At 64.3% G+C, this 24,271-nt stretch carries 15 protein-coding genes; 6 read left to right on the top strand and 9 right to left on the bottom strand.

The genetic code is table 11. The features are described from left to right. The first annotated feature begins 32 nt into the window (after positions 1-32). Complete coding sequence (locus RWT78_RS00625) at positions 33-665, top strand: hypothetical protein (protein WP_202022615.1); 633 nt, start codon at positions 33-35, stop codon at positions 663-665. A 21-nt stretch (positions 666-686) separates the two neighbouring features. Here the strand turns inward: RWT78_RS00625 and RWT78_RS00620 are convergent, their stop codons facing one another. Beyond that, entirely contained in the window at positions 687-1,358 is a 672-nt protein-coding gene (locus RWT78_RS00620; protein WP_003943954.1) for an MspA family porin, read from the bottom strand. A gap of 334 nt (positions 1,359-1,692) precedes the next feature. On the opposite strand from RWT78_RS00620, the gene RWT78_RS00615 reads away from it, so the two are divergent. Continuing rightward, a complete protein-coding gene (locus RWT78_RS00615; RefSeq protein ID WP_149357860.1) occupies positions 1,693-3,525 on the top strand; it encodes a glycosyl transferase in 1,833 nt (610 codons plus the stop codon). A 9-nt stretch (positions 3,526-3,534) separates the two neighbouring features. On the opposite strand, the gene map is transcribed toward RWT78_RS00615, so the two are convergent. Then, complete coding sequence (gene map, locus RWT78_RS00610) at positions 3,535-4,299, bottom strand: type I methionyl aminopeptidase (protein ID WP_314673247.1); 765 nt, start codon at positions 4,297-4,299, stop codon at positions 3,535-3,537. A 49-nt stretch (positions 4,300-4,348) separates the two neighbouring features. Between map and RWT78_RS00605 the strand changes: the two genes are divergently transcribed. The 3 genes from RWT78_RS00605 (at position 4,349) to RWT78_RS00595 (ending at position 11,334) form a co-directional block, all read left to right on the top strand. Next, a complete protein-coding gene (locus RWT78_RS00605) occupies positions 4,349-4,618 on the top strand; it encodes a helix-turn-helix domain-containing protein (RefSeq protein ID WP_003943854.1) in 270 nt (89 codons plus the stop codon). 82 nt (positions 4,619-4,700) lie between these two features. Then, positions 4,701-7,958 carry an arabinosyltransferase domain-containing protein gene (locus RWT78_RS00600; RefSeq protein WP_314673370.1) on the top strand — a complete coding sequence of 1,086 codons (3,258 nt, stop codon included), beginning with the start codon at positions 4,701-4,703 and terminating at the stop codon, positions 7,956-7,958. Between the two features lie 73 nt (positions 7,959-8,031). Further along, positions 8,032-11,334, top strand: a complete 3,303-nt coding sequence (locus tag RWT78_RS00595; RefSeq protein ID WP_314673244.1) for an arabinosyltransferase domain-containing protein — start codon at positions 8,032-8,034, stop codon at positions 11,332-11,334. Here the strand turns inward: RWT78_RS00595 and RWT78_RS00590 are convergent. Further along, positions 11,331-12,281, bottom strand: a complete 951-nt coding sequence (locus RWT78_RS00590) for a DMT family transporter (RefSeq protein WP_314673242.1) — start codon at positions 12,279-12,281, stop codon at positions 11,331-11,333. The two genes, RWT78_RS00595 and RWT78_RS00590, sit on opposite strands and share 4 nt — an antisense overlap. A gap of 73 nt (positions 12,282-12,354) precedes the next feature. On the opposite strand from RWT78_RS00590, the gene RWT78_RS00585 reads away from it, so the two are divergent. Next, complete coding sequence (locus RWT78_RS00585) at positions 12,355-13,266, top strand: LysR family transcriptional regulator (RefSeq protein WP_007731813.1); 912 nt, start codon at positions 12,355-12,357, stop codon at positions 13,264-13,266. Here RWT78_RS00585 and RWT78_RS00580 read toward each other — a convergent pair. The 6 genes from RWT78_RS00580 to RWT78_RS00555 all read right to left on the bottom strand — a co-directional run. Further along, complete coding sequence (locus RWT78_RS00580) at positions 13,263-14,804, bottom strand: acyl-CoA carboxylase subunit beta (protein ID WP_003943957.1); 1,542 nt, start codon at positions 14,802-14,804, stop codon at positions 13,263-13,265. The two genes, RWT78_RS00585 and RWT78_RS00580, sit on opposite strands and share 4 nt — an antisense overlap. Further along, positions 14,801-19,726: a polyketide synthase Pks13 gene (gene pks13 / locus RWT78_RS00575; protein ID WP_314673238.1), complete on the bottom strand. Its 4,926-nt coding sequence runs from the start codon at positions 19,724-19,726 to the stop codon at positions 14,801-14,803. The genes RWT78_RS00580 and pks13 overlap by 4 nt, the downstream gene beginning before the upstream one ends. 37 nt (positions 19,727-19,763) lie before the next feature. Beyond that, positions 19,764-21,653: a long-chain-fatty-acid--AMP ligase FadD32 gene (gene fadD32 / locus RWT78_RS00570; protein ID WP_003943899.1), complete on the bottom strand. Its 1,890-nt coding sequence runs from the start codon at positions 21,651-21,653 to the stop codon at positions 19,764-19,766. A 182-nt stretch (positions 21,654-21,835) separates the two neighbouring features. Beyond that, on the bottom strand, positions 21,836-22,831 hold the full coding sequence (locus RWT78_RS00565; protein ID WP_007731815.1) for an LLM class F420-dependent oxidoreductase: 996 nt from the start codon (positions 22,829-22,831) through the stop codon (positions 21,836-21,838). 205 nt (positions 22,832-23,036) lie between these two features. Further along, entirely contained in the window at positions 23,037-23,990 is a 954-nt protein-coding gene (locus RWT78_RS00560) for a cutinase family protein (protein WP_003943848.1), read from the bottom strand. Between the two features lie 9 nt (positions 23,991-23,999). Next, positions 24,000-24,271, bottom strand: a 272-nt coding sequence (locus tag RWT78_RS00555) for a DUF732 domain-containing protein (RefSeq protein WP_314673210.1), incomplete at its 5' end; no start/stop codon positions are given.

Below are 24,271 nucleotides of genomic sequence, written 5' to 3'. Positions count from 1 at the left end.
AACGGCCGCATCAACCACCGGCGGGGTAGGTGATGACAGTGAGCGAACTCGTTGCGCAAAGCCGCGAGCTTGTACCGCATCGTGCAGTTCTCGATTCCGCAGAGCATGTTCTGGTCATTGCGCGCGGCAAACCGTTCGGGCGCGAGCAGGCTTTCCATGAAGTGTTGAGCGTCGCGATTCGCAATCGCATCGAAGTACTCACTCTGGCAAGGGCTCTCATCGACGTGTCCGAGTCCCGCGACTACCGCGCGATCCCGACCGACACCGCGCACACCGTTGCGGTGCTCGAATGGGGCGAGCTACTCGAGATCCCCACCGAACACCACGAGAAGTCCAGGGCCGAATCATCCGAGGACGTCGATGAATCGAGTGAACCCGACGATCCGATCGAACCCGAGTATCTGGTCGAGACCGACGTGGGCGGACGGGTCGTCTTCGTCGCCCTCGCGTTCACGATCGGCGGGATAGTCGGATTCTTCGCGCACGACTGGGCACTTCTGCTTCTGATCACCGCCGTGTACCTCGTGTGGATCGCGGCACGGTTGGTCGCGAAACTCGTCAGTGTTTCTCGTAGTGCCCACTGGGCGGACGCTTCGCCGATTCGTGGCGCCGATTCGACCACACGGAACGCGGAAAACTCCCACCATCACGCTGTTGCAGCGTGACGGCGGGAGCATCCGCTTTCGCTAAAGCCTCTGCGGTACACCGTAAGTGACGACGGTATCGCCATTCGACGTGACAGCCTTCGCGTACGGCCTGATGGTCACCGGACCGATTGCTCCCTGTACGTAACCGTGAACTCCGGACAGACGGACAGCGGCTTCGGGACCGTCGAACTCCTGATCTTCGAGCAGCGCGACGTCGGTGATACCGCCCGGCGCCAGGTCGACGTCCAGTTCCTGCGACGGAATGATGTCGCCGCCGATGACGAACCCATTGGAAATATCCAGGCCCAGTTCGAAATCCGGAACCAGACCGATCCCGAGGTTCGTTCCGCTCTCGACTGCCCAGTCGAGACCAGGACTGTTGAGAACGACCGTCGCGCCGGTCAGCGCGATCGGGTAACCGATCTGATAGCCGATCGTCAGCTTCGTTCCGGTGAAACTTGCTGCATCCGGGCCGTCGATCTTCACGCCGGCAACCCCGTCGTGGAAGAACTCGACACTCAGCGGTGAGCTGTCGAGAGGTGGAAAGACGTGGATAGCGGTATCAGCCTGGAAGACTTCTATCCGATTTCCTTTGACGTCGGTGATCGAACTGGTGTTGTCGACGCCTGCCGACGCCGTCCCACCCCCCAGGACAACGGCCAACAGGGCCACTGCCCCCACTGCGCTACTGCGAACTGCTGTCTTCGACATGCACAAGCACCATCCCATCCGGTATAGGCCCCGGACGTAGGTTCCAACTCTTCGTCGAGGATGGGATTCGTCGGGGCTGCCTGAACAAACGCGAGCAAGATCCTTGTTGCGATACCCCGGTCACGAACCCGTCAAACGGTGCACGAAAACATTACTTTCCGGACAAGTCGGGCGGACCGGTTTGTCCCGCTGACTGCGCCCGCTCGCGGACGCGAACCGTTTTGTTCGTTACTCTGACAGTGGAAGTTATCGAATCGAGACCTAAGTAGGCCACCCCGAACTTCTGAGATCGCCACTTCAGGGATGGGCGCCAGAACCGAAAGGCACCGACTGCATGACCGAGACCTTGCCCGACGTCCAACTGCTCGAAGAAGCACGTCCAGGGCGAGTCCGTTCAGCAGTGCGGCGCTCGGTCGTCCAGCGCGGTCGTCTGGTCGACCTCGCGATCATGGCGACGTTCACCGTCGCGGCGATCTACGTGATGTCCAACCTGTGGAGCGATCTGCAGTCCGGCTATCTGTTCAACGCGGGCCGCGACCAGGCCATGTGGGAATGGTTCTTCGCCGATACCGCTCACGCCCTCGCCCAGTTCCGCAGCCCACTGTTCAGTGACCTGCAGAATTATCCACTCGGCGTGAACCTGATGGCCAATACCGCGATGTTCGGCATCAGCATCCCGTTGGCCCCGATCACGCTGATCTTCGGACCGACCGCCACGTATGCGATCGGGCTGACCGCCGGCCTCGGCGGCACCGCCATCGCTTGGTACTGGGCATTCTCGCGGCACGTACTGACCGGAGTCTCCGTCCGCTCCAAGGTCGCCGCCGCCGTCGGAGCGGGGTTCTGCGGATTTGCGCCCGCCATGATCTCGCATGCCAACGGCCACCCGAACTTCGTCGCGTTCTTCGTACTTCCGTTCATATTCTTGCAGGTAGTGCGCATTTCGAACGGCAAGCGTCCGGTTCGCGACGGTGTCGTCCTCGGCCTACTCGTCGCCTGGCAGATCTTCCTCGGCGAAGAACCGCTCCTCATCTTCACGATGTCAGCCATGGTGTTCGGCGCCGCCTATGCACTGCCCGACCTGGCCAAGTCGCGCCAGGCGATCAAGCGCGCGATGCCCGGCCTCGTGATCGGCGGTGCGGTCACACTCCTGATCACCGCGGTGCCGCTGTGGTCGCAGTTCTTCGGCCCAGCGAGCTACGACGGCGTCTCACACGGTCAGGCCGGCAACGACACCGCTGCACTCACCACGTTCCCGACCGAATCGGTTGCGGGCGACCCCGAGGGCGCGGAGTTCCGAATGAACCCGACCGAGGAGAACGCGTACTTCGGATGGCCGCTGGTGCTCCTGCTTCTCGGTGCAACGGTGTGGCTGTGGCGCATCCGCCTGACCCGCGCGGCTGCCGCCGTGATCGTGGTCATGGGTGTGCTCTCACTCGGTTCCGAACTGACCATCGACGGTGACAAGACCGGCATCACTCTGCCGTGGAAACTCCTCGCCGACCTGCCGTTGTTCGAATCGGTGCTCGAATCCCGATTCGCGATGGGCGCGATTCCGGCGATCGGGCTGCTGCTCACCCTCGGCACCTACCGCGCTTTTGTCGAACTTCGTGGACCGCGCCGCACGGCAGCCGGTGTCTGGCTGGTGGCTCTCGCCGTCGCGATGATTCCCCTGATCCCGACCCCCATCGACGCCGATCAGCGATCTGCGACGCCCGAATTCATCACCAGCGGCTCGTGGGAGAACTACGTCAGCGACGGCACCCTGGTGACGGTTCCCGTCGCGAGCGCCGAAGACGCCCGCGCACTGAGCTGGCAGGTCGACGCCGACTTCGGCTTCCCCATCGCCGGCGGGTACTTCGTCGGCCCGGATTCGAAGACCCGTGCCGGAATCTACGGCGCCGAGTCCCGGCCCACCTCGACCCTGCTGGTCAATGCCAAACAAACCGGCAAGGTCCCGTTGATCGACGTGGGCACCAGAGCGAACGCACTGACCGACCTGCGGTACTGGCACGCCGACGTACTGGTGCTTCCCCGATTCTCCGGCGACGACGCCCTGCGCCACACGGTCGACGAGCTGGTCGGCTTCGACGCCAAGCGCGTCGACGACGTGTGGGTGTGGGACGTACGAGACCTCGTGAGCGGCAAGACCTCCAACCAGAGCTGAGCGGGTTGATCAGCGGGTCATGATCACCGGACCGTCTTCGGTGATCGCGACCGTGTGCTCACTGTGCGCAGCCCGGGCGCCCGAAACGGTACGAAGGGTCCACCCGTCGGCGTCGTGCCGGTAGTCGTCGGTTCCGTCGGCGATGAGCATCGGTTCGATGGCGATGACCAGGCCGGGACGCAGCCGGAAGCCTTTGCCTGCTCGACCTTCGTTGGGCACGTCCGGGCCTTCGTGCATCTCGCGGCCGATGCCGTGCCCACCGTGATCGGCCAGCATGCCGTACCCGCGGCCACGCGCGTACTGTCCGATCGCGGCACCGATGTCGCCCAATCGGTTTCCGGGCTGGGCAGCGGCAATGCCACGGGAAAGCGCCTCATCGGTCGCGTCGATCAGTGCCTGATCCTCACTACTCCCCCGCCCGACAGTGAAGCTGATGGCGGAGTCACCACACCAACCGTCGAGTCTCGCGCCGCAGTCGATGCTGACCAGGTCACCGTCGCGAAGCCGGTAGTCATTCGGGATACCGTGCACCACAGCATCGTTCACACTCGCACAGATGGCGCCTGGGAACGGCGTCGGTGCCGTTGCCGGCCGGTAGTTCAAGAACAGCGCCGAGGCGCCGGCCGCCGAAATAACCTCCGCGGCAACGGCGTCCAATTCGAGCAACGTCACCCCGACGCTTGCCGCCTCACGCGCCGCAGCCAGAGCCTGCGCCGTGATTCTCCCAGCCGCCGCCATCGCGTCGATTTCCCCTGCGGTCTTGATTTCGACCATTTCGAACACCTTCCTTGTCGAATAACTATACCGGTATTACTATAAGCACATGGTGCGCGTGCCGCTGACGGCGGAAGAACTCGAACGAGGACTACGACTGGGTGAACTCCTGCGATCGGCGCGGGGGGACCGAAGCATGGTTCAGGTAGCGCTCGACGCCGGTATCTCCGTCGAAACGCTGCGCAAGATCGAAACCGGACGCATCGCGACACCCGCCTTCTTCACCATCAGCGCGGTCGCGGAAGTGTTGGGTATTTCACTCGACACCATCGCCCGAACACTTGAAACACCACAATCCGAACAGGAAGTTGCATCCTGAGTAGTTCTCTCAGAATGTGCGGGCCCGCACTCGCCTAACATCGTTCCTTGTGCCGTCTGAAGTAGTAGTGCCCCCGAAACCCGTGCCCACTGGCCCCGAAGCTCCCCGAGAATCGGATTCCCAGCGAGTCCGGACGGCACGACTCATCGCGATAGTCACCGGACTTCTTGGCCTGCTTCTTGCACTCGCGACGCCGTTCCTGCCCGTCAAGCAGGAAGCCGCGAGCATCGACTGGCCGCAGGGTGGGACCGTCAACAGCGTCTCGTCGCCGCTGATCTCCTACTCGCCCACATCGCTCGACATCAGCATCCCCTGTTCCACCCTCGGCCAGTTGGGCGGCAGCGGCGGCACACTGCTCTCGACCATGCCGAACGGGGCGCCGGACCGAAACGCCCGCGGCCTCACCGTCCGCACCACTGCCGACCGCCTCGAAGCACTCACCCGCGATTCGGTACTGATCTCGACCCCGCTCGATCAACTGAGCGGGTGCACGGCGATCACCATCACGACCAACTCCGAGCAGACCGTCGCGGCGGTCACCGGAATCGACGGCGTCGGCACCACCCTGACCGGTGACTACCGCCCACAGGTTGTCGGCATCTTCACCGACCTGCAGGGCGCAGCGCCCGCCGGACTGTCCGCCCACATGGACGTCGACTCCCGGTTCTCGTCCAGCCCCACACTTCTCAAACTGTTCGCGATGATCGTGGCGGCACTCTCGACCATCGTCTCGCTGTACGCACTGCACCGGATCGACGGCGTCGACGGCCGTCGTGCGCGGCGGTTCCTTCCGGCACGGTGGTGGAAGTTCACCGGCATCGACGCCCTGGTGATCGGCACGCTGGCGCTCTGGCATGTGTTCGGCGCCAACACTTCCGACGACGGTTATCTGCTCGGCATGGCCAGAGTCTCGGAGCACTCCGGGTACATGGCCAATTACTTCCGTTGGTTCGGCGTCCCCGAAGCGCCGTTCGGTTGGTACTACGACGTGCTGGCGCTGTTCGCGAAGGTCAGCACCGCAAGCATGTGGATGCGCCTGCCCGCGTTGATCGCCGGCATTCTGTGCTGGATGGTCATCAGCCGCGAGGTGATACCGCGACTCGGTGTTGCGGTGCGCCGCAACAAGGTTGCCATCTGGACGGGCGGGCTCGTGTTCCTGGCCTTCTGGTTGCCGTACAACAACGGCCTGCGTCCCGAGCCCATCATCGCCCTCGGCGCCCTGCTCACGTGGTGCTCCATCGAACGCGCCATCGCCACCGGACGTCTGTTGCCCGCCGCGATGGCCGTGCTGATCGCCGCATTCTCGCTGGCCGCCGGACCTTCCGGGCTGATCGCGATCGGCGCGTTGATCGCCGGCGCCCGGCCGATCCTGCAGATCCTGATCGCCCGCGGCAAACGCGTCGGCTTCCTGTCCCAGGTCATGCCGATCCTCGCAGCCGGAACCGTGGTTCTTGTCGCAGTCTTCGCAGATCAAACCCTCGCAACGGTTCTCGAATCCACCAGGGTGCGAACGGCCGTCGGGCCGAACGTTCCGTGGTTCGAGGAACGGTTGCGTTGGGACGCACTGATGACCATCTCCCCCGACGGCTCACTGGCCCGCCGCTTCGGCATGTTCGTCATGATCGTCGGACTCGTCTTCTGCGTCATGATGATCCTGCGCAAGGGCCGGATCCCCGGCACCGCGATCGGGCCCTCGCGCCGAATCCTCGGCATCGTGTTCGCGTCGCTGCTCCTGATGCAGTTCACCCCCACCAAGTGGACCCACCACTTCGGTGTGTACGCCGGTCTGGCCGCCACGGTGGCCGTCCTTGCCGCCGTCGGTGTGAGTGCGTCGAGCATGCGCTCCAAACGAAACCGCGCGCTGTTCGCCGCGGGCATCCTGTTCATCCTCGCTGTGGCGTTCACGAGCTCCAACGGCTGGTGGTACGTCTCGAGTTACGGCGTCCCGTGGTGGGACAAGCCGCCGTCAATCGCCGGCAAGGGATTCTCGACGGCCTTCCTCGGTCTGACAATCCTCGCGCTGCTGTTGGCAGCTTGGTACCACGTCATGGAGCCGCGCGAGCGAAACGGCACAGAGGACAGCGTCAAGAAGACAAGGCGACTTCGCCTTCTCGCCCCGTCACCGTTGACCATCGCGGCCGGAGCCGTCGTGCTCTTCGAGGTGCTGTCCCTACTCAAGGGAGCGGTCGGTCAGTACCCCGCGTACTCGATCGGCAAGTCCAACATCGAATCCGTCTTCGGCGGAAGCTGCGGTCTCGCGGGTGAGGTACTCGTGGAGTCCGATCCCAACACCGGCGTCCTGCAATTGGTGGACAGGCCCACCGACCTCGCCGGCGCCGGAGCTTTCGGTGCAAGCGAATCGAGCGGATTCTCGCCGGACGGAGTCGCCGGCGACCTCACCGCAGACGCCGAGGACTCGACGGCGGGCAGTGCAAACAGCCTCGACACCACGACCTCTCAGTCCGGCACCACCAGCACGCCCGGAACCGGATCCGGAACCGCTGGCGGCTCGCAGTCGACCTCGGGCGTCAACGGCAGCAACGTCGCGCTCCCGTTCGGGCTCGACCCCGCAAAAACCCCGGTGCTCGGTAGTTACGGAGCACCTCAGAACGCGTCACTGACCACCGGTTGGTATTCACTCCCCGAGCGCAACGACGCCGCACCGCTCCTGACCGTCGCGGCCGCCGGACGCATCCGCTACGTCAACTCCGACGGCATCGTCACCCCCGGCGCAGTGCTGCAGGTCGAGTACGGCAAGAAGCAGGCCGACGGGAGCGTCGACGCACTGGGACGTGTCGATCCGATCGACATCGGCCCGTCGCCGTCGTGGCGCAACCTGCGCGTTCCGATGGATCAGCTGCCCGCCGACGCCGACACCGTGCGTCTGGTGGCCAGTGACACCGACATCAGCGCCGACCAGTGGCTGGCGGTCACACCGCCACGAGTGCCGACCATGCGCACGCTGCAGGACGTCGTCGGATCCACCGATCCCGTGCTGATGGACTGGGCTGTCGGTCTGGCCTTCCCGTGCCAACGTCCGGTGGATCACCTGTACGGCGTCGCCGAGATCCCGGAGTGGCGCATCCTGCCCGACCGCATCGGTGCGGAGTCCACCAACGCCTGGCAGGACCACTACGGCGGCGGACCGCTCGGCTGGACTACCGAACTGCTCTCGGCCAGGGCATTGCCGACCTATCTGGACAACGACTGGGATCGTGACTGGGGATCGCTCGAGCAGTACACACCGCTCGATCCGGACGCGATTCCCGCGCAAATGAACGTCACCACCGAGACCCGATCGGGCACCTGGACACCGGGCCCGATTCGTTACCAGTCGTAACTGTTACGCGTGGACCTACCAACCACCTGGGCACGGTAGGTCCACGCTCAGCCCTGACATACCATCGGTAGCCGTGCCCGACGCCGTGACAGCTTCACCCCAGACTTCGAGTTCGCCGCCTCCTGCTGGTCAGGATGCCCGCGAGCGTTTCCATCGCACGCGATGGGTCGCGATCATCGCCGGCTTGCTCGGCTTCGTGCTCGCACTGGCGACTCCGCTGCTTCCCGTCGTGCAGACGACGGCTTCGGTCAACTGGCCGCAGAACGGCGTGATCGGCGACGTCGAGGCACCGCTGATGGCGCAGGTTCCCATCGACGTCAACGCATCGATCCCCTGTACCGCGGTCAGCTCGTTGCCGGAGGGCGGCGGCATCTTGCTGTCGACGGCACCTGCACAGGGCGACGGCGCGGCACTGTCGTCGATGTTCGTCCGGGTGTCCGCGACGAGCGTCGACGTGCTCGATCGCAACGTCGTCGTCGCTTCGGCGGCACGCGAGGACGTCGAGTCCAGTCGCTGTGGCGCCATCGCGTTCAGCTCTGACGTCAACCGAACCACGGCAGAGTTCGTCGGACTGACCTATCCCGACGGCAACCCGATTCGTGGCCAGCTCGACGGTGACTTCCGCCCGCAGGTGGTCGGCGTCTTCAGCGACCTGCCCGACGGCGCTGCCCCCGAGGGCCTCGGCTTCTCGATGACGATCGACTCACGTTTCTCCTCGAGCCCCAGCGTCTTGAAGCTGGTCGCGATGATCGTGGCCGTCCTCTCTACCATCGTCGCGCTGGTCGCCCTGGCTCGCCTCGACGGCACCGACGGCCGCAAGCACCGACGCTTCCTGCCCGCACGCTGGTGGAAGTTCTCCGGTATCGACGGAGTGGTGGTCGGCACACTCGTCGTGTGGCACTTCATCGGCGCGAACACCGCCGACGACGGTTATCTCCTGACCATGGCCCGAGTCTCACCGGACGCGGGATACATGGCCAACTACTTCCGTTGGTTCGGCGTTCCCGAGGCCCCGTTCGGTTGGTATTACGAAGTGCTGGCCGTGATGGCGAAGATCTCGACCGCGAGCCCGTTCATGCGTCTGCCCGCTCTGCTCGCCGGAATCCTCTGCTGGATGGTCATCAGCCGCGAGGTCGTCCCGCGTCTCGGCCGGGCGGTTCGCCGGAGCAACGTCGCCCTCTGGACCGGCGGTCTGGTGTTCCTGTCCTTCTGGCTGGCGTACAACAACGGTCTTCGCCCCGAGCCCATCGTGGCTCTCGGCGCACTGCTCACCTGGTGCTCCATCGAGCGCGCCATCGCCACCGGACGTCTGCTGCCCGCGGCCACGGCAATCTTGATCGGCGCCTTCACTCTTGCCGCCGCACCCACCGGATTGATGTGTATCGCAGCCCTTCTCGCCGGTGTGCGCCCGTTGGTGCGTATCGTCGTCAAGCGTCACCGACTGGTCGGCACACTGCCGCTGCTCGCTCCGATCGCCGCTGCCGGAACCATCGTGCTGGTGGTCATCTTCGCCGACCAGACCTTTGCCGGTGTCATGGAAGCCACGCGCGTCCGAACGATCATCGGGCCCAATCTCGAGTGGTACCAGGACTTCCTGCGCTACTACTACCTCTTCGTCCAGACGGTCGACGGCTCGGTTGCCCGACGCTTCGCATTCTTGACGATGATCCTGTGCCTCTTCACGACGCTCTTCGTGTTGTTGCGCCGCGGCCGCGTCCCCGGCGCGGCTACCGGTCCGTCGTGGCGCCTGGTCGGCGTCGTCTTCGGCACGATGTTCCTGATGATGTTCAACCCCACCAAGTGGACTCACCACTTCGGTGCGTACGCGGGCATCGCCGGTTCTCTCGCCGCGCTGACCGCCGTGGCCGTGTCCGCGTCCGCCCTGCGCTCGCGTCGTAACCGATCGGTGTTCGTGGCCGGACTACTCCTGATGCTCGCGTTGACGTTCGCCGGCATCAACGGCTACTGGTACGTCTCGAGTTACGGCGTGCCGTGGTTCGACAAGACCATCTCCTACGACGGCCGTGAATCCAACACCCTGTTCCTCGCGCTCTTTGCTCTCGCCTTGGCCTTTGCCGCCTGGCAGTACCTGCGTGAGGGATTTGCCGCCCCGCCCGAGAAGCCGAACACGGCCAAGGGCAGACGAATTCGCAAGTTCGCGGCCGCTCCCCTCACCGTGATTGCCGGTCTGATGGTCCTGTTCGAGGTGCTCTCGCTACTCAAGGGTGCAGTGTCGCAGTACCCGGCGTACTCGCTGGGCCGAAGCAACATCGAGGCACTCGCGGGCAAGACCTGCGGCATGGCCGAGGACGTTCTGGTCGAGACCGACGTCAATTCCGGGAATCTGCGGCCTCTGACCGCTCCCGGATTCAACGCCGAGGATCCGTTGTCCGGAGTTGATTCGAAGGGCTTCTCCCCCAATGGGGTTCCCAGCGATCTGACTGCGGATTACATCGAGGTCAAGCAGGGCATGGGTAATACCGACAGCCAGAGTGTCGGCCCCAGCTTCGCCACCGGCTCCGGCGCCGGGACCAGCGGCGGCACCGGCAACGTCGGCGTCAACGGCAGCACGGCCAAGCTCCCCTTCGGTCTCGATCCGTCGAAGACGCCGGTCATGGGCAGCTACCAGCCCGGCGTACAGGAACCCGCTTCCCTCATCTCGAGTTGGTACGGATTGCCCACTCGCAGTGAGGAATCACCGTTGGTGGTCATGTCCGTCGCCGGGCGCGAGTGGTCCGTCGACAACACCGGTGCCATCACGTACGGCCAGTCGCTGCTGGTCGAGTACGGCAAGACGCAGCCCGACGGAACCGTGCAGGTTCAGGGTTCGTACATGCCGCGAGACATCGGACCCGCGCCGTCGTGGCGCAACGTCCGTATCCCGATCGACGAACTCGCGCCGGACGCCGACGCCGTTCGGGTGGTCGCGTTCGATCCCAACCTCACGGGCGATCAGTGGATGGCATTCACGCCGCCGCGCGTGCCCAAGCTCGAGTCCCTGAACTCGTACATCGGCAACGAGCAGCCGGTGCTCCTGGACTGGGCTGTCGGCCTTCAGTTCCCATGCCAACGTCCGTTCACACATCAGAACGGCGTGGCCGAGATGCCGAACTTCCGCATCCTCCCGGACCGTCCTCTTGCGGTCAGTTCCACCGACACCTGGCAGTCCGCGGACAACGGTGGCCCGCTCGGATTCACCGAGGTTCTTGCCGGTGCGACGACGGTTCCTACGTACCTGAAGGACGACTGGGCGCGGGACTGGGGATCACTCGAGCGGTACGACCGGTACTTCCCCAATGCGGTTCCGGCAGAGGTGGAGACGGGCACCGCAACCCGCTCGGGCATGTGGATGCCCGGCGAGATGCGAGTGCACTAGCCTGCGCTACCTACTCGGGTGACTGCTCGGGTGCGACGTACGGAGACGGCCGAGACCGCTCCGACAACGACGACGCACCCGAGTAGTTGCCCAACGCCTGGCCGTTCGCCGAGCAGCACAACTGCCAGCAGCACGGCGAGAACCGGTTGCATGAGCAGGAGCGTCGCGCCCACCTCGGCGGGAAGCCGAGGGAGCGAGTTCCCCATCAGCATCCAGCCGAACACCTGGCCGACCAGTGCCAGTGCCGCGAGCCAGCCGAACGCTTCCCAGCCCGGGACGAAATCGATCCGGCCCCACAGTGATCCGATGACGGACCCGGCGATGCCCGCGGACGTCGTCGAGATCAACACCTGGCTCGCTGCCCGATCCGCCTCGCCCGTCCGGCCGACCACGAAGATGTAGCCGCCGTAGGCGATTCCGGAGACGAGCGAGAGCGCCGTTCCCCACAGCAAGTCGTCGCCGGTTCCCCCACCCCCGAACACGCCGCCCGCCAAGGCGATTCCCGTGAACATGAACGGCAGGGCGAAGACGAACCGCATCGGCACCCGATGGCCGAACACCAACCAGGACAGTGCGGGCACCACGACCACCTGCACGTTCACGACGACGCTCGCCATCCCCGCGCCGATCATCAGAATCGACTGCGACCACAACGCGAAATCCAGCCCGAGCAGCAGACCGCCGAGCACCTGCAGAACGACTGCCCGCCGGCTCGGCTTGCCCACCCGGCGGTACTCCCGCCACGCCAACCACAACAGCGGCGGCAAGGCCAGGAAGCAACGGAAGAAGACGGCGGTCGAGGGCCCCACATCGGCCAGCTTGATGAGGAGCGAACTGATCGAGATCGCAGCTGCGCCTCCGACGACCAGCAGTCGAGGGTCGATGCGCCCCCGAGGAGTTCGGGTGGGTGTCGATGTCTGCGCGGTCGCGGAGGTCAGTGCGGTCACTCGACAATGTTCCTGCCGCTAACTATTCAGCACAAGCAAATGTTCAGACCGTATATTCGGTAGCATTACTACTGTGTTGAATCTCGAAAGACTTCGCGCCCTGCACGCCGTCGCCGAGAACGGATCAGTGGCGGCTGCCGCCCGCACCTTGCATGTCACACCCTCCGGGATTTCGCAGCAGTTGAACAAGCTCGAGCGAGAGGTCGGTGTTCCGCTCCTCGAACCGCAGGGCCGCGGTGTGCGACTCACAGAAGCGGGCCGAATCCTCGCGCGCCGAACCGCAGAGGTTCTCTCGACGCTCGCCCAGGCAGAGGCGGAAATCGCGTCGCTGCAGAGCGAGGTGACGGGCCGCGTACGTATCGGCGCCCTGGTCTCCCCCAGCAGGACGGTGCTGCCGCGAGCCATCGCCGAAATCAGGCATGCGCACCCGCAGCTCGAAATCACCTTCAACGAAGGCGAATCCGAAGAACTGCTCCCCGCACTGATTCGCCGCGACCTCGACGTCGTGGTGGTCGACAGTTGGAGCACTCTGCCCGTCGAACTTCCCGACGGACTCTCCTTCACGCCCGTGTACGACGACGTGGCGCTGCTCGCTCTCCCGGCGTCACATCCGCTGGCGGAGAACAAGGTCGTCGCGCTCAGCGAGCTGTCCGAGCATGCCTGGGCGACGTGGACCCGGGGAACGGACTTTCACACCTTCACCGTCAGGACCCTGCGCGCGCAGGGGTTCGACCCACGAATCGAGTACGAGGTCGCCGAGTTTCCCACCCAGGTCGAATTCGTCGCTCAGGGCCTCGCCGTCGCATTGATTCCACGCTTGGCGAGAGTTGTACCGCCGGAAGGTGTTCGAATGCTCGACACGGTTCCGCCGCTCGGCCGAGACATCTACCTCGCCTGGCGGACAGACAGCGAAAGGCCGGCCGTCCTGGCGGCGATAGAAGCGCTACGCCGCCAGTTCGACGCCCTCGGTGACAAAAAGAACTAGAGCGGCATCAAGTTGTGCTTGCGCGGGTTCTTGAAGATCGTCTTGTCCGCGAGCAACTTCAGAGCCTTACGGATCTCGAGACGCGTCTGCGAAGGCTCGATCACCGCGTCGATGTATCCGCGCTCGGCCGCGATGTACGGCGTCGCGACGAACTCGTTGTAGAAGTTGATCAGCTGAGCACGCACCGCGGGTGCATTCTCGCCGGCCTCGGCGAGCTGACGCCGCCCCATGATGTTGACGGCGCCCTCGGCGCCCATCACGGCGATACGAGCGGTCGGCCACGCGAGGTTGATGTCGGCACCAAGCTGCTTGCAGCCCATGACGGCATAACCGCCGCCGTACGCCTTACGAACCACCACAGTCACCTTCGGCACAGTGGCTTCGATGTACGAGAACAGGAAACGCCCGCCGCGCTTGATGACGCCGACCTTTTCCTGATCGACGCCGGGAAGGAAGCCCGGTGTGTCGACGACGAAGACGAGCGGGATGTTGAAAGCGTCGCACAGACGCACGAAGTGGGCGGCCTTGTCGGAGCTGTCCGCGTCGAGGGCGCCGCTGAGGTACGTGGGCTGGTTGGCCACGACACCGACGGGCAGGCCGTCGACGCGGGAGAATCCGGTGATCACGTTGTGCGCGACCTGGGCTCCGATTTCGTGGAAAGTGCCGTCGTCGAAGATCCGCAGAATGATGTCGTGCATGTCGTAGCCGGCGTTGTCGGCATCCGGCATGAACGCATTGAGTTCGAGATCCGACTCGGTGATCTCGGGTTCGAGGCCCGGGTTGATCAGCGGCGCCTTCTCCTGGCACGACGACGGCATGAAGCTCAGGTACTCACGCACCCAGTCGAAGGCAGCCTTCTCGTCGGGAGCGACGTGATGGATGTTTCCGTACTCCGCCTGCTTGCGGGCTCCACCCAAGTCCTCGAGGCTGACCTCTTCGCCGGTGACCGACTTGATGACGTCGGGTCCGGTGACGAACATGTACGACTCTTCGGTCGCGACCACGACGTCCGTGTTGATCGGGGCGTACACGGCACCGCCGGCGCATTTACCGAGGATGACCGAGATCTGCGGGCACAGGCCGGACAACGGCTCCTGACGTGAACCCATGTTGGCGTACCAGGCCAACGAGGAAACGGCGTCCTGGATGCGAGCTCCACCGGAATCGTTGATACCGACGACCGGGCAGCCCACCTTCAGCGCAAAATCGTTGACAGCTGCGACCTTACGGCCGAACATCTCTCCGGCGGCACCGCCGAACACCGTCTGATCGTGCGCGAACACGGCTACCGGACGCCCGTCGACGGTTCCGTGACCGGTCATGACGCCGTCGCTGTACGGGTTGCCCTCGCCCGCCATCTTCACCAGGGCACCGATCTCGATGAAGCTACCGGGGTCGAGCAACATGTCGATGCGCTGGCGCGGCGTGCTGTGCCCTGCTGCATCGCGCTTGGCAATGGCCCGAGCCGAGCCGGGTTCCTTTGCCTTCTCCAACTTTTCGCGGAGTTCAGCGAGCTTCTCCGCGGTGGTTGTCGTCACTTCTGAACTCCGGTTTCCGCTGCTTTGGTCTGAGCTGTCTCGATCTGGGCCAGCTTGGTGGTGAGGTCTGCCGCAACCTTCGCGATGTACGGCTCGTCGACGATCTGCAGGTGGTCCCCGCCGATGTAGACGACCTCGAGGTTCTTCACGTAGTCACCCCAGCCACCATCCGCCTTGCGGGTCTTGAATGCAGGCTCGAGCGTCATCAGCTCGTCGTGGTACTTGTCAGCCATGTAGAGCACGACGTCGCCGTCGTAACTGCTGAACTCGGCCGTCTGGATGGCGCGATTGTCCAACCACGACGTCCGCTGATGCTCGATGATGCCGCCGGGAATCTTGGCGCCGCTCATCTTGATCATGTCCATCAAGATCTGGATCTGATCCTCGTCGGCTTCGGTGGAAGCCAGAACGTCAAGCGGCAGCGGCACATCCAGGTTGTAGGTGCGCTTGGCGAACTTGCCGTAGCGCTCCCAACGCTTGCGTCGTTCCGCCTCGGTGTCCGGCACGACCTCGCCGGCCATGACGGTGTCGAGCAGCCCGACCACACGCACGTCGGCGCCCTGCTCGCGCAGCAACTTCGCGACCGCATACGACATCACGCCACCGAACGACCAGCCACACAGCACGTACGGCCCGTCGCCCTGGATCTCACGCAGCAGCGGAACGTAAGCAGCAGCGCGGGTTTCGATCGAGCCCTCGACCCGCTCGAATCCGTACATCGGCGTGCCGGCGGGCAGGCGCTTGAGCAGAGGCTCGTACGTCACCGTCGAACCACCGGCAGCATGGAAGACGAATACCGGTACGGCAGTGGAACCTTCGGGGCGGGCACGCAGAGTACGCACGAGTCCGTCGATCTTGCCGTCGTCCTCGAGGTACTGGCGAACGACGTCCGCAAGCTCTTCGATGGTGGTGGAGTCGAGAACGTCGTCGAGAGTGATCTCGCCACCGGCACGCTCGGAAAGCCGAGCAGCAAGCTTCTCGGCGACCTCGTCACCGACGATCGGCAGATCGTTGAAGATGCCCTTGGCCGACTTCCCGGTGACAACCGCCCACGTCGCAAACGTCAAGCGCTCGGCCGCATCTCGCGGCGGAACGTCCGAGCCTGCGTCGTCGGCAGTTCCGGCTCGAGAAGGATCGGAAGGCGCAGCTGCAACCGGAGCAGTGGTAGGTAGTTCCACTGCCACCTCGGCGGGAGCAACGTCCTCGTCAGCAGCGTCGGCCGCCAACTTCTCCGCGGCCTGCTTGTCGGCCATCGCCTGAACCTCTTCGCGATTGTCGATCGCGTAGCGCAGGTACTTGTTGACCTCGTTGAGGCTCGCGTCCTTGACTGCCTGGAGCTGGAGCTGCGGAATGTCGAACTCGTACTCGACGCGGTTCTTGATACGCATCGCCATGAGCGAGTCGAGACCCAGTTCGATGAGCGGAACCTCGGCCGGCAGATCCTCCGGCGAGTACCCCATCGACTCGGCTACCACGATCTTGAGGCGGTCGTCGAGGCTCTGCGAACCGTTCGGATCCCACTTGCCTCCGGCGTCTTCGACGACCTCGGCCAGGGATTCCATCGGCGCACTGGTCTTGACCGGCGCGCTGACGACCAGCTCGGGCAGCGGCTCACCCGACGTGACGACGGCGTCGAAGAGCAGACGGAACGTAGCACCCTCACGAGCGTGCACCTGCACCGACGCTCCACCCGGATGCGGGTTGAGTGTCGTCGTCAGGGTCGCAGCGCCGGCCAGCTCACCATGGGGAACGGCAGCGGTGAGAGCGACATCCGAGAGCACCTGTCCGGCAGCAGCGCTCACGAGCACAGCCAGATCGGTGACGGCGGATGCGTCGACCTCCCACACGTGGCGGCCGTCGGGCAGAGCGACGTGCGAACCGGGTACGCGAGCCGAACCGCCGGCACTGACGCGAATGTCGAGCCAATACGGCTTACGCAGGAATGCGGTACGCGGAACCGAAGCGAAATCGCCTGCGGGAAGCAGAGACTCGAGGTTCACGGCATGGCCGTGCACGTACAGCTGCGCGAGAGCGGCAAGAACACCCGCGGACTCGTCTTCCTTACGCTTGAGCGTCTGGATGAGCTCCATGTCGTGCAGGCCCGAATCGAAAGCGGTAGCCGCCACCGACATCAACGTCACCGGGTTGGGTGCAAGCTCGACAAAAGTGGTGTGGCCGTGGGCAACTGCACCGCGTACCGCGTTGGTGAAGTACACGCTGTGGCGAAGACCCTTGACCCAGTACGCCTCTTGATGGATCGGCTCGTGACCGGGACGGTAGAAGGTGTCCTTGTCGACGGACGAGTAGACGCCGAGCTTCAACGTGGTCGGCTCGATACCGGCCAACTCGGCGGCAAGCTCACCGAGCAGCGGATCTACCTGCGAAGTATGGCTGGCGCCCTTGGTCTGCAGGACACGCGCCATCTTGCCGTCGGCCTCGGCGGCCGCGACGATCGCCTCGATGTCCGGCTGTGGTCCACCGATCACCGTGTGCGTCGGAGCTGCGTAAACACAGACCTCGAGCTTGGGGTACGTGGGCAGCAGCGCCTCGATCTCGGATGCGCTGTACTCGAGCAGAGCCATCAGACGGATGTCGTCGCCGACAAGTGCGCCCTCGGCCTCACCCATCAGCCGTGAACGTGAACAGATCACGCGGACAGCGTCTTCCAGGTTCAGACCGCCGGAAACGTACGCGGCAGCGGCCTCACCCATCGAGTGCGGAACCACGGCTTCGGCCTCGGCGCCGTGGTGACGCAGCAATGCGGCCAGACCGACCTGGATGGTGAAGATTCCCACCTGGGCGGTCTCGACGTTGTACTCGATCGAATCGTCGAGGAACATCTCGACCATCGAGTAGCCGGCCTCGTCCTGGATCAGCGCGTCGACCTCGTCGACGGCCGCCTTGAAGGCCGAGTTCTCCGTGTAGAGCTGCTTGGCCATCTTGCGGTGCTGCGAGCCGAAACCCGAGAACACCCACACCGCGCCCTTGGGCGACGGCGAGTCGGCGGAGAAGACTCCTTGAGCAGGCTTGCCTGCGGCGACGGCGCGCAGCGAGCTGATGGCCTCGGAGCGCGTCTTCGCCAGAACAGCGGCGCGCGAGCGTCCGTGGTTGCGACGCGCGAGTGTGCGGGCGACGTCGGCGAGGGGCGTCTTGCTTCCCTCTTCGGTTTCGAGCCAGTCGGCCAGGTCAGCGGCTGCGCGGCGACGACGCGACGGCAGCGCGCCGGACACAGCCAGCACAACGGTGCTCTCGTCTTCCACAGGTGCATCGGCGACAGGGGCATCCACTACCGTCTCGGCAGGCACGTACTCCTTGACCACGACGTGCGCGTTGGTTCCACCGAAACCGAAACCGGAGACACCGGCGACAGCCTTGCCGGTGTAACGCGGCCAGTCGGTGGCCTCGGGCGTCACCTGCAGGTGCGACTTCTCGAAGTCGATGTGCGGGTTCGGGCCCAGGTAGTTGATCGTCGCGGGAATCTTGTTTTCCTGCATCGCCAGAACGACCTTGATCAGGCCGGCGGCACCTGCAGCTGCTTCCAGGTGCCCGAAGTTGGTCTTCGCGCTACCGAGCAGTGCCGGCTTGTCTTCGTCACGACCACGACCGACGACACGACTGAGCGCGTCGGCCTCGATGGGATCACCGAGATCGGTACCCGTTCCGTGCGCCTCGATGTAGTCGACGGTGGTCGGCAAGATTCCGGCGTCGCGGTACGCGAAACGCAACACGTCGGCCTGGGCATCGGGATTGGGGGCGAGCAGACCGTTGGAACGGCCGTCCTGGTTGACCGCGGATCCGGCGATCACCGCGAGGATGGAATCTCCGTCACGCTCGGCGTCTTCGAGGCGCTTGAGCACGACGAGTCCGCCGCCCTCACTGCGAACGATGCCCTGAGCCTGAGCGGAGAAGGCACGCAGTTTTCCGTCGGGAGCGAGCATCCCGGTCTGATCGAAACCGAGGGTTCCGGGAGGGGCCAGCAGCATGTTGACGCCACCGGCCAGCGCGATGTTGGAGTCACCGCTGCGCAGCGAGCGCACAGCCTCGTGAACGGCAACCAGCGAAGACGAACACGCGGTGTCCAGAGCGATGGACGGTCCACGGAAGTCGAAGAAGTACGAGACCCGGTTCGCGACGATCGCCGTCGACGTTCCGGTCAACGCGTACGGATGCGCCGTCGTCGGATCACTGACCGCGAGCAACTGGTAGTCGTTGGCGGAACTGCCGATGAAAACACCGACCTGCTTGCCCTTGAGCCCACTCGCCGGAATGCGAGCGTGCTCGAGTGCTTCCCACGCGAGTTCGAGTGCGAGGCGCTGCTGCGGATCGACGTTGACGACCTCGAGCGGAGACATCGCGAAGAACTCGGCGTCGAAGCCCTTGACGTCGTCGAGGTACCCGCCTTTGGTGTTCGCGTTCTCGACCGCGGCCTTGATGGCGGGATCCGACATGAACTCGGCCCAGCGGTCCTCGGGGAGGTCGCTGATGCCGTCGCGTCCGGCCGCCAGCATTTCCCACATGTCCGAAGGCGTGTGCCCGGCACCGGGGAATCGTGTGGACAGTCCGACGATGGCGATGTCGTGAGCGTCCGTCGTGCCGCCTGAGACGTAATACGAGGCGTCGACGGTCTCCTCCGGCGCCTCGGGCTCACCTTCGATGATCCGAGTAGCCAGCGAAGCGATGGTGGGGTGTTGATAGGCAACCGTGGCGGTCAGCGTGACGCCGAGCAGATCCTCGATGTCTCCGCTCAGAGCGACTGCGTCCCGCGAGGCGAGCCCGAACTCTTCCATCGGGCGATCGTCCGTGATCGACCCCGCCGGCTGACCGGTCGCGTTGGCGATCCAATTGCGAAGCCACTCACGCAGCTGCGCGACACTCATTTCGCTCACAACGTCTTTGCTCTGCGCACCATCTTGTTCAACCATCAACTCACCAAGCCACCGATCATGAAGGGACTGCTCCTCAAACGCTATCGGGGAATGCGGTCTGCTGATAGCCGCCTCGCAACGTTCCCTCGATATAGCTCGCCTTACACGCGCGGCGAGCGATCTTGCCGCTGGACGTACGCGGAATCGAACCCGCGGGGACGAGCAGGATGTCTCGGGCCGTAACACCGTGACGGGACGAAATCGCCGCACGCACGGTGTCCGCGATCGGCTGCGGATCGGCCTTGCCTGCGCCGGGAGCACGCTCGGCCACGATGACCAACTGCTCCGAGGAATCGTCGTCGTCGAACTTCAGACCCGAGTGCGTGTTGGAGAACACGACGGACGGCAGCTGGTTGGCCGGTACGGCAAACGCAGCGATGAAGCCGGGGCGCAGAGCCGGGCTGGCTTCCTGAGCCGAAGCCTCGAGGTCCTGCGGGTAATGATTGCGACCGTCGACGATCACGAGGTCCTTGACGCGCCCGGTGATGTACAGCTCGCCGTCGACGTAGACGCCGAAGTCGCCGGTACGCATCCAGTTGGCATCCGCCGGCGTGCCCTCGGTGTGGCTGTCTTCGCTCAACCGATTGTCCAGCTTGTTGTGGAAGGTCTCCGCCGTCTCGTCGGGGCGACCCCAGTAGCCGATACCGATGTTCTCGCCGTGCAACCAGATCTCGCCGACGTGATTGTCGGGGACCTCGGTCAGCGTCTCGGGATCGACGATCGCCGCCCACTGACTGCGCGAGACGTACCCACAGGAGACCTGCGCGATTGCGTTCTCGGAGTACTGGTCGACGATGACCATGCGTCCCTTGTTGAGTTCCGTGCGGTCGACGTAGATGACCTTGGCCTCGTCGGAATGCTTGGTCGAGGAGACGAAGAGCGTCGCCTCGGCCATGCCGTACGACGGCTTGATCGCAGTCTTGGGCAGACCGTACTGAGCAAAAGCGTCGTTGAACTTGCGCATCGACGACGTCGTGACCGGCTCACTGCCGTTGATCAGACCGATGACGTTGCTCAGGTCCAGGGTCTCGCCGTCCTTCGGCAGGCCACGCGCGGCAGCGTGCTCGAAAGCGAAGTTGGGAGCGGCAGCAAAGGTGCCGGCGCCGTCGGAAACCGCAGCAAGTTCCTTGATCCACCGGTACGGCCGCTGCACGAAAGCACGCGGGCTCATGATGGTGATGTACTTGCCGCCCAGAGCAGGCAGGATGACCGTCAGCAGGCCCATGTCGTGGAACAGCGGCAGCCACGTGACGCCGCGTGAGTCCTCGTTGAGTTCGATGGAGTCGACCATCTGGAGCGCGTTCGTTCCGACAGCACGATGGGTGATCTCCACGCCGGCGGGAACTCGGGTCGAACCCGAGGTGTACTGCAGGTACGCGATGTCGTCGAGTTCGATGTCGGGGCGAACCCACGTTTCACCGACGGTGTCGGGAATCGCGTCGACGGCGATGATGCGCGGACGCTCGGCAGCGGGAAGCGAGCGGAACAACTGGCGAACACCGGCCGCCGACGATGCGGCAGTCAGAATCGCAGTCGGCTTGCAGTCACCGAGAACAGCGTGAAGACGGTCGGTGTGACCGGGCTCGTCCGGATCGAAGAGCGGCACCGCGATGGAACCGGCCTGAATGGCCGCGAAGAACGAAATGACGTAGTCGAGTCCCTGCGGAGCAAGAATCGCGACACGGTCGCCACGCTTGGTGACCTGCTGCAGACGGGCTGCAACAGCGCGCAGACGCACACCGAACTGCTCCCAGGTCAGCTCCAGGGCTTCACCGTCACGCTCGCGTGAGTAGTCGATGTACCGATACGCGAGCTCGTCCGCGTTGACACGCGAGTGTTGCTCGACGTAGTCGACCAGCGTGAAGCCTGGTTGCAGGCGGATCTGGCCCTTCTCGTCGAGAAAGCCATCGAACAGCGCGTTCATTCCATCTCCTCCGAAGCGATCACACAAGCACTGTCTTTCATGCCTGCGCCCCAGACTTCCTTCGCTCTCTCGGGTCCATCTTCGATCAATCGAATCGCACTTTGTGCGCAACTCACCTGAATCACTTCATCGATCCCAAACCATCGATATGTTACAGATTCGCATCGTCCGTATTCTCCGGCCTACTCGCCCGCCAGTAACGGGATGATCGGGGCGAACGCTTCCATCTGCGTCGGGAAGACCCCGACGTACGACATCGACGTCTTCTCGCGGACCAGTCGAATCTGGTCTGCGATTTCCTCGAAAGTGCCCACAGCCAGGTATGGAGAGTTCAACAGCTCCTCCACGCTCAGCTTACGATCCACTTCGATGTTCGGCGGAAAACCTTGGTCCAGAGCGGCGATTGCCATTTCGGCAGCCTGCTCTCGATCGTCGGTGATCATGATCATGGTGATGGTCCAGTTGAGTTCGATCTCATCGAAACGCTCGCCGGCAGCTTCGCGGATCCGCTCGACACGTTCGATGGTCTTTTCCATCGTGATTCCGGAGAGCAGAAGCCGCCCGTCACGGTTCGTCGGTGTGGCGACCGAGATGATGTCCGCGTACTTCGCCGCGAGAGCAAGCATCTTCGGGCCTCCGCCGCCCACGATGATCGGTGGCCGCGGGCCCTGCCGCGGTCGCGGGCTGCCCTTGAGGCCGCGCACCTGATAGTGCTTGCCTTCGAAAGTGCATTCCTGCCCGCGCAGAAGAACGTCGAGAATCTGCAGAGACTCCTCGAGCTTCTCGATGCGAACGCCCGGACTTTCGTAGGCGATGCCGCCCTTGTCGAACTCTTCCTTCATCCAGCCCGCACCGATACCGAGTTCGAGTCGACCACCGGACAGCACGTCGATAGTCGCCGCGTCCTTCGCGAGCACAGCAGGATGACGGAAGCCGTTGGCCAACACGGCGGTGCCGAGACGAATCTTGTCGGTGGCCACCGCGAGCGCTCCGAGAGCGGCGATCGGGCCGACCTGATTACCCAGGTGATCCGGAATCATGAACGAGTCGTAGCCGAGTTCCTCGGCCTTCTGCGCGAGCTTGACGAAGCGTCGCGCACCACCCTCTTCGGCGTTGCCCTCGCCACCGGCCGCAAACCGAAATTTGCGTAGGGCATCGCTGCCGTGGGTGGAACTCATATATCGATCTCCTGTGATGGACACGTACGTCGTACTCGAACTACAAACTCGGACAAATCGAACCTACTCGCCAGTCACTTACGTGACAGCACTGTAGAGGAAGCCCCCGGACCGTGCAGCACTCTACCGGGACCAAACGAGCAGATTACCCGCGAGCGAACTCCCGAGACGCCCGATTGTGACGAATCAACAGTGCGGCGGTGACTCAACTGTGGGGCGGCGTCGGTGCAGCGTCGATCTTCTCCGCAGCCCACTGTGCCATCCATTGGGTGGCCGTCGTGCCGTTCGGATCGACTTGGAAGGAGTTGTACATCGCGTGCACAGGGTTGTTGTAGTACTCGAGCAGTCGCGGCGCCGAACTCAGCCAGTTGGTCGGGTTGAGAGCGGCTGCCGGCGCGTCGCAGATACCGTCGCTCGGCGCGCAGATCTGATAGGTCCGATCGTTGAGGTCACCGAACCCGCCGGGCCTCGGGCCGGTCATCGTGAGACCGGGCAGCTTCAGCCCGTTCAGCGACAGCTCGGCGCCGACACCGGCAACGCTCGGGCCAACGGTGTTCCCGAACGCCGGATCGCGCCGACCGTCGGCGATCAAGCCGACGCCCAGAACCAGATCGGCAGGCACCGCGCCGGTACCGTCGCCGATACTCGCGGCGACGTCACCCGCGATCACCGCGCCCTGGGAAAATCCAGTCAGGACGTAACTCGTGAGCGGGCACTCGGCGTGCCGCTTCATCAGAAAGTCGTTAGTGGCAGCAGTTCCCGCAGCCCGACTGTTGTTGTAGGACTGCTGTCCGTCCGGCGGGATCGCCACCGGATTCGAAAACTGTGCGACATACGGAACGGTGTAGACGTCGGCCCGGGAAGTATCGAACTTCTCCTGCAGAGGACGGGTCACGTTCAGCATCAACGACGCCGGATTGGCCGTCGGGTTGTACGGGTCGTCGGTAGCGCTCGACTCCCACGTACCCGGTATGGCTACTACCTGGACATCGGGGCAACTGGCCGGCTGAGACACCGGAGGCTCCGGGCTCGGCGGGATCGGAGTCGGCGAAGGCACCCGCCCGGCCAGGATGTACCAACCGCCGATCACGACCGCTGCGACCACAAGAATGATCAGCAGCGGGATCAGGCACCCACGACGCTTTCCAGACCTCGCCATGACCCGCGCCTACTTGCAGTAGGTGGCGTTGGCGACGTCGATGTAGATCTGAGCGTTCGCACCTGCCTGCTCGGGAGTGATCTGCTTGCCTTCCGCCGACGCTTCCTGGCCGACGAAGGCGGTCACGAAGGTCAGGACCTCGTCGTCGGTCTGAGGACCGGCAGCGCAGATGTAATTGGCCGTGTTGACGGCGATGCTTCCGTCACCGGCTGGGGTGATGCCCTTCGCCTTCAGTCCGTCGAGGAACTTCTGTGCCTCGGGACTGACCTCGACGACTGTGG

The organism is uncultured Rhodococcus sp., from assembly GCF_963525155.1.
In the GTDB taxonomy this organism is placed as follows: domain Bacteria; phylum Actinomycetota; class Actinomycetes; order Mycobacteriales; family Mycobacteriaceae; genus Rhodococcus_F; species Rhodococcus_F qingshengii.
This window is presented reverse-complemented; position numbering and strand designations above follow the sequence as displayed.

Bases quoted from the DNA above. Each gene is read 5' to 3' on its own strand.
- RWT78_RS00565 (WP_007731815.1), bottom strand. From the start codon at position 22,831: ATGAGTTCCACCCACGGCAGCGATGCCCTACGCAAATTTCGGTTTGCG.
- RWT78_RS00625 (WP_202022615.1), top strand. From the start codon at position 33: ATGACAGTGAGCGAACTCGTTGCGCAAAGCCGCGAGCTTGTACCGCAT.
- RWT78_RS00615 (WP_149357860.1), top strand. From the start codon at position 1,693: ATGACCGAGACCTTGCCCGACGTCCAACTGCTCGAAGAAGCACGTCCA.
- map (WP_314673247.1), bottom strand. From the start codon at position 4,299: ATGGTCGAAATCAAGACCGCAGGGGAAATCGACGCGATGGCGGCGGCT.
- fadD32 (WP_003943899.1), bottom strand. From the start codon at position 21,653: ATGAACGCGCTGTTCGATGGCTTTCTCGACGAGAAGGGCCAGATCCGC.
- RWT78_RS00620 (WP_003943954.1), bottom strand. From the start codon at position 1,358: ATGTCGAAGACAGCAGTTCGCAGTAGCGCAGTGGGGGCAGTGGCCCTG.
- RWT78_RS00605 (WP_003943854.1), top strand. From the start codon at position 4,349: ATGGTGCGCGTGCCGCTGACGGCGGAAGAACTCGAACGAGGACTACGA.
- RWT78_RS00560 (WP_003943848.1), bottom strand. From the start codon at position 23,990: ATGGCGAGGTCTGGAAAGCGTCGTGGGTGCCTGATCCCGCTGCTGATC.
- pks13 (WP_314673238.1), bottom strand. From the start codon at position 19,726: ATGGTTGAACAAGATGGTGCGCAGAGCAAAGACGTTGTGAGCGAAATG.